Below are 12,659 nucleotides of genomic sequence, written 5' to 3'. Positions count from 1 at the left end.
ATGGCTCAAGTCGACCGGCAGCAGTGGGACGTGGTCGTGGTCGGCGCGGGCGGCGCCGGACTGCGGGCCGCGATCGAGGCCCGGGAGCGGGGTGCCCGTACCGCCGTGATCTGCAAATCCCTCTTCGGCAAGGCCCACACGGTGATGGCGGAGGGCGGGATCGCGGCCTCCATGGGCAACGTCAACGAGGGCGACAACTGGCAGGTGCACTTCCGGGACACCATGCGCGGGGGCAAGTTCCTCAACCAGTGGCGGATGGCCGAGCTGCACGCCAAGGAGGCACCCGACCGGGTCTGGGAGCTGGAGACCTGGGGCGCCCTCTTCGACCGCACGCCCGACGGGAGGATCTCGCAGCGCAATTTCGGCGGGCACGAGTACCCGCGTCTGGCGCACGTCGGCGACCGCACCGGCCTGGAGCTGATCCGCACCCTCCAGCAGAAGATCGTCGCCCTCCAGCAGGCGGACTTCGCGCAGTACGGGGACCACGAGGCCCGGCTCAAGGTCTTCCAGGAGTGCACCGTCACCAGGGTCCTCAAGACCGGGCCCGACGGCGGCTCCGACGCGGACTCCCGCGTCGCGGGCGCGTTCTGCTACGAGCGCGAGTCCGGCCGCTTCTTCGTCCTGGAGGCCCCGGCGGTCGTGCTGGCCACGGGCGGGATCGGCAAGTCCTTCAAGACGACCTCCAACTCCTGGGAGTACACGGGCGACGGGCACGGACTGGCCCTGCTCGCCGGCGCGCCGCTGCTGAACATGGAGTTCGTGCAGTTCCACCCCACCGGCATGGTCTGGCCGCCCTCCGTGAAGGGCATCCTCGTCACCGAATCGGTGCGCGGCGACGGCGGGGTGCTGCGCAACAGCGAGGGCGCGCGGTTCATGTTCGACTACGTTCCCGACGTCTTCAAGGAGAAGTACGCCGAGTCGGAGGAGGAGGGCGACCGCTGGTACGAGGACCCGGACCACAACCGGCGCCCGCCCGAGCTGCTGCCGCGCGACGAGGTGGCGCGGGCCATCAACGCCGAGGTGAAGGCGGGCCGGGGCTCCCCGCACGGCGGGGTGTTCCTGGACGTGTCCACGCGGATGCCGGCCGAGCGGATCAAGCGGCGGCTCCCGTCCATGTACCACCAGTTCAAGGAGCTGGCGGACGTGGACATCACGGCGGAGCCGATGGAGGTCGGCCCGACCTGCCACTACGTGATGGGCGGGATCGCCGTCGACTCCGACACCGCCGCCACCGTCGGGGTGCCCGGGCTCTTCGCGGCCGGCGAGGTCGCGGGCGGTATGCACGGCTCCAACCGGCTCGGCGGGAACTCCCTCTCCGACCTGCTGGTCTTCGGCCGGCGGGCCGGGCTGCACGCGGCCCGGTACGCGGCCTCGCCGGCCGCCCGCCCGGCCGTGCCCCAGGCGCAGATCGACGCGGCGGCCGCGGAGGCGCTGGCTCCGTTCCACGCGGCCGAAGGCGCGGAGAACCCGTACACGCTGCACCAGGAGCTCCAGACGACCATGAACGACCTGGTGGGCATCATCCGCCGCGAGGGCGAGATGGCCGAGGCCCTGCAGAAGCTCGCGGGCCTGCGCGAACGGGCCTCACGGGCCGGTGTCGAGGGGCACCGCCAGTTCAATCCGGGCTGGCACCTGGCGCTGGACCTGCGGAACATGCTGCTGGTCAGCGAGTGCGTGGCGCGCGCCGCCCTGGAGCGCACCGAGAGCCGCGGCGGGCACACCCGCGAGGACTGCCCGTCGATGGAGCGGAGCTGGCGCCCGGTGAACCTGCTGTGCCGGCCGGTGGACCCGGCGCCGTCCGACCCGGCGGCCGACCGGATCGTCCTGGTCCGGACCCGCACCGATCCCATCCGCCCCGACCTGCTCGCGCTGTTCGAGAAGGAAGAGCTGGTCAAGTACCTCGCCGAAGAGGAGCTCTACGAGTGACTACCTACGACGCACGCTTCCGGATCTGGCGGGGCGACGCGGAGGGCGGGGAGCTGCGGGACTTCACCGTCGAGGTGCACGACGGGGAGGTGGTCCTGGACATCGTCCACCGGCTCCAGGCGACACAGGCCTCGGACCTCGCGGTGCGCTGGAACTGCAAGGCCGGCAAGTGCGGCTCGTGCAGCGCGGAGGTCAACGGCCGGCCCCGGCTGATGTGCATGACCCGGATGTCCACCTTCGAGCGGGCCGAGACGATCACGATCACCCCGCTGCGCGCCTTCCCCATCGTCCGCGACCTGGTCACGGACGTGTCCTTCAACTACCGCAAGGCGCGCGAGGTGCCGGCCTTCGTGCCGCCGGAGGGGGTGGCGCCGGGCGCGTACCGGATGCAGCAGGTGGACGTGGAGCGCTCGCAGGAGTTCCGCAAGTGCATCGAGTGCTTCCTGTGCCAGGACACCTGCCACGTGGTGCGTGACCACGAGGAGAACAAGAGCGCCTTCGCGGGGCCGCGCTTCCTGATGCGGGTGGCCGAGCTCGACATGCATCCCCTGGACGCGGCGGCGGAGGCGGGCCTGGACCGCAAGCGCACGGCCCAGGAGGAGCACGGACTGGGCTACTGCAACATCACCAAGTGCTGCACGGAGGTCTGCCCCGAGGGCATCAAGATCACCGACAACGCGCTGATCCCGCTGAAGGAGCGGGCGGTGGACCGCACGTACGACCCGCTGGTCTGGCTGGGCAGCAAGATCGGCCGCCGGTCGGACTCACAGCGCTAGGGCCCTTCTCTCGCCCTGCGGGGCCCGTGGTCCCGGCGCACTGCCGGGCGCGGGCCCCGGCGGCGGGCGCCGGGTCGCTCCGGGTGCGAGGGGATGAATGCACCCATAACCTCCGAGATGTGATTCCGCCGAGAAGCAGGACGCAACGGCGCACCGCCGCCGGCGTATCCGTACGGGCCGCGCTCGCCCTGGCCGCCGGGCTGCTGGCGCTCGGCGGTCAGGCGGTGGCCGGGGCGCCGACCGCGCGGGCCGACGATCCGGTCGCCCTCGCGCGGCAGGGGCAGATCACCGACCGGGTCGGCGCGCTCGGCGACCGCGAGGGCGCCGTCACCGACGCGCTCGGCGCGTTGTACGCCGACCGGCGGATCCAGCTCTTCGTGGCGTACGTGCGCGATTTCTCCGGGCGCTCCGCCCAGAGCTGGGCCGACGCCACCGCGGAGAAGAACGGCCTGGGCCAGAACGACGTCCTGCTGGCCGTGGCGACCGGCGACCGGCAGTACGCCTACTCGGCCGCCGTCGACTCCGGACTCACCGAACAGCAGCTCGCGGACGTCGCCCGGACCGCGGTCGAGCCGGCGTTGCGGCAGAACGACTGGGCGGGCGCGGCGATCGGCGCCGCGAACGGCTACTCCGCCGTGCTCGCAGGGCAGCCCGTACCCGTGCCCGCCATCACCCCCGGCCCGGCCGACCCGGGCGGCGGGGCGAGCGGCCGGAGCGGGGCGGGGGACTTCGTGCTCCCGGTGGTCGTGGTCGGGGCCGCCGGCGCCCTCGCGGCGTACGCGTACACCCGCCGCAAGCGCAAGGGCGGCGATGGGCGCGGTACGACGACCGGGCAGGGCTGGGGCGGCGACGGGGCGCCGACGACCCGGCTCCCGCTGCCGGAGCTCGACGGCCGGGCCAAGGAGCTGCTGGTGCGGACCGACGACGCGGTGCGCACCAGCACCGAGGAACTCGGTTTCGCCTCGGCGCAGTTCGGCGAGGACACGGTCGGTCCGTTCACCCGGGCCCTTGAGTTCGCCAAGGACGAGCTGACCCATGCCTTCCGGTTGCGCCAGCAGCTCGACGACGCCTACCCGGAGGACGACGCCACCCGGCGCCGGATGCTCGACGAGATCGTCGCCCGCTGCGCCGAAGCCAACCGGCGGCTCGACTCCGAGTCGGCCGCCTTCGACCGGCTGCGGGACCTGGAGAAGAACGCCCCGCAGGCCCTGGCGACCGTCGAGGAGCACGTCCGGGCCCTGACCGGGCGCACCACCACGGCGGAGGCGACCCTGACGGCGCTGACGGGCCGGTACGCGGACTCGGCTTCCGCGCCCGTCGCTTCCAACGCCGAGCAGGCCGAGGACCGGCTGCTCTTCGCGACGACCAACCTCGGGCAGGCCCGCACGGCCCTGGACGGCGCTGACAACGGCCGGGCGGCCGTGCACGTACGGGCCGCCGAGAGCGCGGTGGACCAGGCCGCGACGCTGGTCGACGCCGTCGAGCGGCGGGCCCAGGAGCTGGCGGAGGCGGCCGGCAGGCTGCCGGGCGCGCTGAACGAGACGGAGACCGACCTCGCGGACGCGAGCGGGCTGCTCAGCGGCACCGCGGACGGCACCTCGACGGCGGACCTGCGCGGCCGGATCGGCCGGGCCGAGGCGGTACTGGCCGACGTACGGCAGGAGCAGGCGGCGGGCCGGTACGACCCGATCGACGCCCTGCGGCGCGTCGAGGAGGCCGACGCGGCCCTCGACGCGGCGCTGGCCGGGGCGCGCGAGCGGGAATCGGGCCGGCAGCGGGCCGCGGCCCTGCTCGACCAGGCCATGCTGTCGGCCCGCAGCGCCATCGGGGCGGCCACCGACTACATCACCACCAGCCGGGGCGCGGTCGGCAGCCAGGCCCGCACCCGGCTGGCCGAGGCCGGCCGGCGGCTGGAGCGGGCGGTGGCCCTGGCGGGCACCGACCCGGCGGGCGCCCTAACGGAGGCCCAGCAGGCGGACTCCCTGGGGCGGCAGGCCCAGCAGCTGGCGGAACAGGACGTACGGGGGTTCCAGGACCCCTACGGCGGCCGGAGCGCCGGCGGCGGCCGGGGCGGCGCCGTACTCGGCGGGATCATCCTCGGCGAGATCCTGCGGGGCGCCGGCGGGGGCGGCTTCGGCGGTTTCGGGGGCGGCGGGGGCTTCGGGGGAGGCTTCGGCGGAGGCGGCGGGCCCGGCTCCTTCGGCGGCGGCGGGACGCGCGGCCGGATGGGCGGCGGCGGCCGCTTCTGAACCGCGCCACCCGTGACAGACCCACCCCTCCATCCCTCACCAGGAGACGACCGTCATGAGCAAGCAGACCGTCCTCGGCCGCGTCACCCAGCTCGCCAAGGCCAACATCAACGCGCTGCTGGACCAGGCGGAGGACCCGCAGAAGATGCTGGACCAGCTGATCCGCGACTACACGAACAACATCTCGGAGGCGGAGCAGGCCGTCGCGACGACGATCGGCAACCTGCGGATGCTGGAGGCGGACCACGAGGAGGACGTGGAGGCGGCTGCCGAGTGGGGCGCGAAGGCCCTCGCGGCGAGCAGGAAGGCGGACGAGCTGCGGGCGTCGGGGGCGGCCGGGGACGCCGGGAGCGCCGACACGTTCGACAACCTCGCGAAGGTGGCGCTGGGCCGGCAGATCCAATCGGAGAAGGAGGCGAAGACGGCGGAGCCGACGATCGCCGCCCAGACAGAGGTCGTCGACAGGCTCAAGTCGGGCCTCGACTCGATGAAGGACAAGCTGACGGAACTCCGGGCGAAGCGGGACGAGCTGGTGGCCCGTGCCAGGACGGCGCAGGCGCAGAACACGATGACCGACGCGGTGAAGAGCATCGACCTGATGGACCCGACGAGCGACCTGAACCGCTTCGAGGAGAAGGTCCGCCGCGAGGAGGCCATGGCCCTGGGCAAGCAGGAGCTGGCCGCGTCCTCGCTGGACGCGCAGTTCGAGTCCCTGGAGGACCTGGGCAAGACCTCGGAGATCGAGGCCAGGCTCGCGGCCCTCAAGCAGGGCCGCGCGGCCTGAGCGCGCCTGCGGCCCCGGCGGGCGTTCGAGGCGCAGGGGCCGGGGCGCCGCCCGGGTCCCGCGCGGGACCCGGCTCCTCGGCGCCGCCCGTCCGAGGGGGCGGGCGGTCAGCCGTACATGCTCAAGAGCTGCTCCGCCGACAGCTCGGCCACCGCCTCCGCCGCCGCGCCGGGCAGCGGCAGTTCGAACCACACCGTCTTCCCCCGGTGGGTCCGCCGCGTGCCCCAGCCCGCCGACAGCAGGCCCACCAGCTGGAGCCCCCGCCCGCCCTCGTCGGTGTCACGGGCCCGCCGCCGGCGCGGCTGCGCCAGGTTGGCGTCCCACACCTCGCACACGAGCGTCCGGTCCAGCAGCAGCCGCAGCCTGATCTCGCCCTCCCCGTACCGCAGCGCGTTCGTCACCAGCTCGCTGACCAGCAGCTCGGTGGTGTCCAGCAGCCCGTCCAGGCCCCAGGCCGGCAGCTTGGTCCGCGCCAGCTCCCGTGCCCGCCCCACGGAGCGGGCCTCGCGCGGCAGTTGCCAGTCGCCCACCGCGTCCTGCGGCAGCCCCTGCACCCGTGCCATCAGCAGCGCGATGTCGTCCTCCCCGTGCCGGGTGTCCAGCGTGTTCAGCACGTGGTCGCACACGTCCTCCAGCGGCCGGACCGGATCGGTCAGCGCCTCCCGCAGTCCGCGCAGCCCCTCCTCCAGGGGGTGGTCGCGGGACTCCACCAGCCCGTCCGTGTACAGGGCCAGCAGCGCGCCCTCGGGCAGGTCCACCTCGACCTCCTCGAAGGGCTCCCCGCCCACCCCGAGCGGCATCCCGGGCGGCACCTCCAGCAGCAGCGCGGGCCGCGGCTCACCGCTCTCGTCCGGCGGTTCCACCAGTACGGGCGGCATGTGGCCCGCGTTGGCGATCGTGCAGCGCCGCGTGACCGGGTCGTAGACCGCGTACACGCAGGTGGCGAGGTACACCTCCGAGCGGTCCGCGTCGCGGGAGTGCAGGGCCGCGCGCGACGCCTGCTGGGATCCGCCGGGGGCGCCGAGCCCGCGGGCGATCTCGTCCAGCGCGGTCAGCACCTCCGCCGGTTCGAGGTCCAGCAGCGCCAGGGTCCGTACGGCGGTCCGCAGTTCACCCATCGCCACGGCGGCCCGCAGCCCGCGGCCCATCACATCGCCGACGACCAGCGCCGTACGGTGGCCGGGCAGCTCGATGACGTCGAACCAGTCCCCGCCGACCTCCGTCGCGGCGTTCCCCGGCAGGTAGCGGCAGGCGATGTCCAGCCCCGCCGCCTCCGGGTCGCCCGGAGGCAGCAGGCTGCGTTGCAGTATCAGCGCCCGCTCGTGCTCGCGGCGGTACAGCCGCGCGTTGTCGATGCAGACGGCGGCCCGCGCGGCCAGCTCCACGGCAACGGCACGGTCCCGTTCGCCGAAGGGCTCGCTGCCCTTGGTACGGGAGAACTGCGCGAGGCCGACCACCGTGTCGTGGGCGACCATCGGCACCACCAGGGTGGACTGCACGAGGTCCTCCGGTCCGCCGCCCTCGATCAGGCGGGGCCGCGCGGTGCGCAGCGCGAGCGCGCCGGGGGACGCCGCCGGGTAGCGGTGGACCTCCCCCACGCAGACCAGGGCGCCCGGCCCCGACAGGGGGGCGTCGGAGACGGCCGAGGAGAAGGCGACCCGGCGCAGCGGCGCCGAGGGCCGGCGTCCGGAGCCCAGTCCGGGCGGCAGCGACGGCACCCCGGGGCCCTGCGGCCGGGCGGGGCGGTCGTCGTCGCCGAGCAGCAGCCCCTGGTACAGGTCGACGGCGGCCAGGTCGCAGAAGCCGGGCACGGTCACGTCGAGGAGTTCCCGGGCCGTGGTCTCCAGGTCGAGGGAGTTCCCTATGCGGTGCCCGGCCTCGTTGAGCAGGGCGAGGTTGCGCCGGACCCCGGCGGCCTCCCGGGCGGCGAGGTGGCGGCGGGTGACGTCGGTGCCGATGCCGGCGACCCCGATGGGTCGGCCGGTGCCGCCGTGCACGCGGTAGAGGTTGATCGACCAGTGGCGGTCGTCCCGGCTGCGCGGGGTGGCACCGGTGATCCGCAGGTCGGTGACCGACTCCCCGGTCTCCAGCACCCGGCGCAGCGCGTCGGCCATCCGGTCGGCCTCGTGCGCGGGCAGGTAGTCGTGCACGGTGCGGCCCCGGTGCTCCTCCGCGGCGCCGCCGAAGACGGCGGCGAAACGGCGGTTGGCCCGCTGCACGGTGAGGTCGGTGCCGAAAAGCAGGAACCCGAAGGGTGATTGACCGAATATGGCCTGTGAGGCCGCCAGATCGGATTCGATGCGCCGCAGCGCGCGGACGTCCACGACGACGCAGAGCGCGGCCCGCTCGGCGGCTTCGGTCTGGGTGGGCATCACATAGATCTCGGCCACTCCGTGCGCGCCGCCCCCGCCCGGGATACGGAAGGGGATCAGGCCCGTCCATTCCTTGCCGTCGAGGATCTCGGCGACCCGGCGGTGCCCGTCGGCCCGCAGCTCGGGCGGCATGAAGGCGTCGACCGGGTCCCGGCCCACGGCCTGGGCCGAGGTCAGGCCGAAGAGTTCCTCGGCGCGCAGGCTCCACTGGTCGATGAGGCCGTCCGGCCCGATCGAGAAGGATGCGACCTTTATGTAGTCATATATCGAGCCAGGTGGACTGCTGTGCCACAGGGACTCGTGCCATGTCTCCCCAGGCACGTCGTCCCGATGTGCCTGCGCAGGTATCTCGCTCACGCGACCGTCCCCTCCAGCTCACCGCAACCGGACCGGCCATGACCGAAGTATTCAGCACCACGGCCCCGGACGGCACGGCGTTCACGATCACAGCACGGTCTCGTTCGTTTCGAGCCATGTCGTGCGATCTCCCCCGGACTCCGCCCGAGGGGTCCTCCCCGCCACCCTTCCTCTTGTTACTCACCAGGAAGAGCCAACTCGAACCACACAGTCTTGCCCGACTTCCCGTGCCGGGTCCCCCAGCGTTGCGAGGAGACGGAGACGAGATGGAGGCCCCGGCCTCCCTCGTCGTCGGGTTGCGCGACGCGTTCGCGGGGCGGATCCGGAAGCGGATCCGAAACCTCCACGCGGAGGGCGGCGGCGCCGGGGGTACCGTTGGCGGCCGGATTGGGCCGCACCAGGCGGACGCCGATGGGGCCCGAGGCGTACCGCAGGGAGTTCGTGACGAGCTCGCTGACCAGCAGGACGGTCACATCGCCGACGGCTTCGAGGCCCCAGGCGAGCAAGGTGCCGCGGACGGCCTGGCGGGCGGTGCGGACGGCACCGGGCTCGGCGGGGAAGGCCCACTCGGCGGATTCGCCGTCTGTGTCGATCACGCCGATCACTTCCCGGGCCAGCAGTGACCCCAGTCCGGTTCGTCGGGGACGAAATAAGGACGAGATAGGGATTAATGGGGGCATACCCGATATTCGGGGCGTCGTACCACCCCGTCCCCCACCACCGGCGCACTGTGGCACAAACGGCCTACAGCGTGCGCGTCATGCGCCCCCGTGCGACCGGAGGCGCCGGCCTGCTTCGGCGACCGCGGGCCGGTCCTGGTCGAGCCAGTCCACCGACTCCAGCTCCTCCGGCGCGAGCCAGCGCAGCTCGTCGTGGTCCTCCAGCGGGGCCGGCTCACCCGAGAGCAGCCGAGCCGTCCACACGTGCAGGACGAGACCGGGTTTCAGCGGCCATTCGCCCGGGATCCGCTCCAGGGGCTCGGTCTCCACGCCGAGCTCCTCGCGCAGCTCGCGCACCAGCGCGTCGGGTACGGACTCGCCCGGCTCGGCCTTCCCTCCGGGCAGCTCCCAGCGCCCGGCGAGCTCCGGGGGCGCACTGCGGCGGGCCGCCAGCAGGCGACCGTCATGACAAAGGGCTCCGCCCACGACCACGCGTACAGTCATGGGCGGAGCCTATGCCCGCGCCGCCGGAAGCCGCGGCGCTCAGTTGGTAGTGGCGGTCTGACCGATCCGCTCGACCCAGTAGAGCTGCTTGTGTCCCCTGTCCTCAAGGCTGTCGGCGACCTTCTGGGCCTCGGCCCGGGTGGGGTACCGGCCCACCCGGTAGCGGTTGCCGTTGTCGTCCTGACGTATGACCAGCCACGAGAGCAGGGCACCGCTTTCGTTCATCGCGCTTCACCCTCCGCCGACGTACCTGCCCGGGAAACCGCAGTGCGCATATGCCCGACCTTACGCCCGAGATTTACTGAGCGGATACGGTTTTTCACGAAGAGGTACCGCACGGCGTACGCATCAGGCCATGCGTACGAGCACGAGCGCGCGCCGGTTCGGCCCGGGCGCACGAGGGCACCGGCAGGACGAGCGCGCCGCCCTCCTCCCCCGCGCGGCAGGGGTCCCCGCAGGTCGCGTCGAGGCCCGGGGCGCCCAACGGGCCCGGGAGGGGGGCGATTCCGGCCGTGGGACACGGGGAGAGGGCCGGGGTGCACGTGCCGAAAGCCCCGGAGGAGGCGGGGAGCGGGACGGCGGAAGCGATCACCATCGCGCCGAAACCTGCCGGGTCGACGGCGTCGGGCAGGCGCGCCCGCATGCGGCGCGGGTCCACCGCGGGACCGCGGGCTCCGTCCATGACGACCCGTCACTGCGCGGCGCAGCAGGGCGGTTGCGCCTCCGCCGCCCCGACCTCGGCGCCGCACCCGCTGCCCGGGTGCGCGACCGCCGGCTACCGCACCGGGAGGTGGTACGCCAGGCGGTAGCGGTCCGCCGGGACCACCACATCGGCCGTCTCCACGGCCCGACCGGAGGCGAAGTAGGTCCGCCCGATCACCAGCACCACATGGCCCGGGACACCGCCGAGGAGCATGATCTCCTCCGCCAGGCCGGGCCGCGCGCCCACCTCCTCCACCACGTTGTCGACGACCACGTCGATCGCGGCCATCCGGTCGACGACCCCGGAGCCGCCCAGGGGCCCCTCCTCCGGGAGCATCACGGGGGTCCGGCCGGTCACGGCCAGCGGCTCCCAGGAGGTCGACAGCATCATCGCCTCCCCCGCGTCGCGGAAGACGTACCGCGTCCGCATCACCCGCTCGCCCGGCTCGATGCCGAGCCGTGCGGCGATCTCCGCCGACGCGCACGCCTGCTCGCTGTTCGACTCCCAGGTGCCGCGCGCGCCCGAGTCCGCCTGCTCCTGCCGGAAGGGTGTGGAGCTGCCCCCCGTGCGGTACCCGGCGCGCGCGACCCGGCGCGGCACGGGCTGCTCCCGTACGTAGGTACCGGACCCCGACCGGCCCTCGACCAGCCCCTCCGCCATGAGGACCTTGCGCGCCTCCAGGGCCACGGTGTCGGAGACCCCGTACTCCTCCCGGATCCGGGCCTGCGAGGGGAGCCGCGCATGCGGGGGCAGAGAACCGTCGACGATCTTCCGTCGCAGATCCCCGGCCACTCTCAGGTAGGCCGGCTGCTCACCGAAAGTCACTGGCTACTCCCATCAGGTTGACAGACAGCTACACCCTGGCAACCGACGGTTGTACATCGCAAGCAAGGGCCAAAGTTTCACCCGAAGTGATGAAGCCAGGTCACTCAAACCCGTTACCGCGCGTTACCCCGACGACGTCACACGGCCTCGGTCGAGGGACCCCGGCCGGGCCCTCCGCTCCGCCCGCCGCCCGGGCTCCCGGGCTCCACCGGGCCCCCGGGCCCGTCCGGGGACGGCTCCATCCACGGCGGCACCGTCGTCGACAGCCCGTACGCGCCGCGCAGGTCCCGCTCCGTCTCCAGTGGCATCGCATCCAGCGCCCGCTCCCACCTCTCCTCGAACTCGGCGGCCGTGGTGGCCCGGGCGGCCCGCTGCCAGTCCGCGAGGGCCGCCTCCAGCGCCTTGAGCCGTGCCTGCACCGCCTTCTCCAGCCCGGGCCGCGTCCGGTCCCGCTCCAGCGTCCGCGCCTCCTCGCGCAGCGCCGCGTGGACCTCGCGCGCCCAGCCTCGGTGCTCGTCCAGCGTGTCGTCCACATCGCCCCCGGGGGGCCGCCCGAGGACGAACTCAGCGGCGTTCGCCGCCCGCAGGTAAGCCACCTGTTCCGGCTTCAGCAGGCCCGCGTCCCGCCGCAGGCTGCCGCGCTGCTCCTCCCGCGTGGTGCCGATCACGCACAGCAGGTGCCGGTCCCCGTGGCGCCAGGAGTCGCGCGAGGGCGCGTAGTAGAACATCTCGGCGTGCGCGGGCAGCGCCCAGGTGTCCATCGCGTACTCGTCCTGCGCCTGCCAGCAGAGGTCCTCCGCCCCGCGGTCCGCCCCCGCGGGCCCGGGCCCGTGCTCGGGACCCAGCCGCTCCGCGCGGGTGACCTCGGCGTGGTGCGGCGAGGCGCAGTCGACCTCGTACATCAGGGGCCGGTCCTCCAGCAGGTCCGCGCCCGGGACGTTGAAGCAGTCGCCGGCGCCCAACTCGTCGACGTCCACGAGGACGCCCTCGACATCGGTGTACTCGCCCATCCGGTCGAGCCGGTCGCCGACCGCCGTCACCACCCGCCCGGCGGTCAGGGCCAGCACGCCCGTCATCACCACGGACACCGCCAGGCCGGTGACCGCGAGCGCCCTTCCCCGCTCCCGCTTCCGCGCGATCTGCACCAGGGCCACGACGGCGAGGACGACCCCGAGCGGCGGCAGGCAGAGCAGACCCACGAGGAGCGAGGCGAGCGCGAACCCGTTGAGCGCCGGCTGCTGGTACCCGGGCGGCGGGCCCCACACCGGCCGCGGGGACGGCGGGGGCCAGGAGGGGCCCGGGCCGGGGGGCGGACTCGGCGGGGTGCTCACGGGTTTGGGCTCCATCACGGGGAGTGCGAACGAATGCGCGAATGGTACGCAGCGGGGGCGACCGACATGTCGGTCGCCCCCCCCAGTTCACCGCGCCGGACGCCGTGCCCGGCGCGGGCCCCTTAGCGTGGGCGGGCCCCCGGGCGTGTCCGGGCCGGAGCGGTCCGGGCGGA

Annotated in this window: 10 protein-coding genes; 4 read left to right on the top strand and 6 right to left on the bottom strand. The window is 73.8% G+C overall.

The features are described from left to right. The 4 genes from ACWFQ8_RS27105 to ACWFQ8_RS27090 all read left to right on the top strand — a co-directional run bounded on the left by ACWFQ8_RS27105 (position 1) and on the right by ACWFQ8_RS27090 (position 5,735). Positions 1 to 1,926: a fumarate reductase/succinate dehydrogenase flavoprotein subunit gene (locus ACWFQ8_RS27105; protein WP_453788895.1), complete on the top strand. Its 1,926-nt coding sequence runs from the start codon at positions 1 to 3 to the stop codon at positions 1,924 to 1,926. Next, on the top strand, positions 1,923 to 2,702 hold the full coding sequence (locus ACWFQ8_RS27100) for a succinate dehydrogenase/fumarate reductase iron-sulfur subunit (protein WP_453788894.1): 780 nt from the start codon (positions 1,923 to 1,925) through the stop codon (positions 2,700 to 2,702). The genes ACWFQ8_RS27105 and ACWFQ8_RS27100 overlap by 4 nt, the downstream gene beginning before the upstream one ends. Positions 2,703 to 2,890: 188 nt before the next feature. Continuing rightward, positions 2,891 to 4,951, top strand: coding sequence for a TPM domain-containing protein (locus tag ACWFQ8_RS27095; protein WP_453788930.1), 2,061 nt, complete (start codon positions 2,891 to 2,893; stop codon positions 4,949 to 4,951). 55 nt (positions 4,952 to 5,006) lie between these two features. Then, complete coding sequence (locus ACWFQ8_RS27090; protein ID WP_453788893.1) at positions 5,007 to 5,735, top strand: PspA/IM30 family protein; 729 nt, start codon at positions 5,007 to 5,009, stop codon at positions 5,733 to 5,735. A 107-nt stretch (positions 5,736 to 5,842) separates the two neighbouring features. Here ACWFQ8_RS27090 and ACWFQ8_RS27085 read toward each other — a convergent pair whose 3' ends face one another. The 6 genes from ACWFQ8_RS27085 to ACWFQ8_RS27060 form a co-directional block, all read right to left on the bottom strand. Continuing rightward, on the bottom strand, positions 5,843 to 8,464 hold the full coding sequence (locus tag ACWFQ8_RS27085; protein ID WP_453788892.1) for a SpoIIE family protein phosphatase: 2,622 nt from the start codon (positions 8,462 to 8,464) through the stop codon (positions 5,843 to 5,845). 176 nt (positions 8,465 to 8,640) lie between these two features. Beyond that, positions 8,641 to 9,069 (bottom strand): ATP-binding protein, encoded by a 429-nt coding sequence (locus tag ACWFQ8_RS27080; RefSeq protein WP_453788891.1) that lies wholly within the window; start codon positions 9,067 to 9,069, stop codon positions 8,641 to 8,643. Between the two features lie 153 nt (positions 9,070 to 9,222). Next, complete coding sequence (locus ACWFQ8_RS27075; protein WP_453788890.1) at positions 9,223 to 9,627, bottom strand: (deoxy)nucleoside triphosphate pyrophosphohydrolase; 405 nt, start codon at positions 9,625 to 9,627, stop codon at positions 9,223 to 9,225. Positions 9,628 to 9,666: 39 nt separating this feature from the next. After that, the gene (locus tag ACWFQ8_RS27070) at positions 9,667 to 9,852 is read right to left on the bottom strand and encodes an SPOR domain-containing protein (RefSeq protein WP_453788889.1); all 186 of its coding nucleotides are present in this window, start codon (positions 9,850 to 9,852) and stop codon (positions 9,667 to 9,669) included. Between the two features lie 550 nt (positions 9,853 to 10,402). Continuing rightward, complete coding sequence (locus tag ACWFQ8_RS27065) at positions 10,403 to 11,155, bottom strand: GntR family transcriptional regulator (protein WP_453788888.1); 753 nt, start codon at positions 11,153 to 11,155, stop codon at positions 10,403 to 10,405. Positions 11,156 to 11,292: 137 nt separating this feature from the next. Next, positions 11,293 to 12,486 carry a DUF4190 domain-containing protein gene (locus ACWFQ8_RS27060; RefSeq protein WP_453788887.1) on the bottom strand — a complete coding sequence of 398 codons (1,194 nt, stop codon included), beginning with the start codon at positions 12,484 to 12,486 and terminating at the stop codon, positions 11,293 to 11,295. Between the last annotated feature and the right edge of the window lie 173 nt (positions 12,487 to 12,659).

Source organism: Streptomyces sp. NPDC055254 (assembly GCF_053606025.1).
Note: the sequence above shows the minus strand (reverse complement) of the source record. Positions and strands in the feature narration are given on the sequence as shown.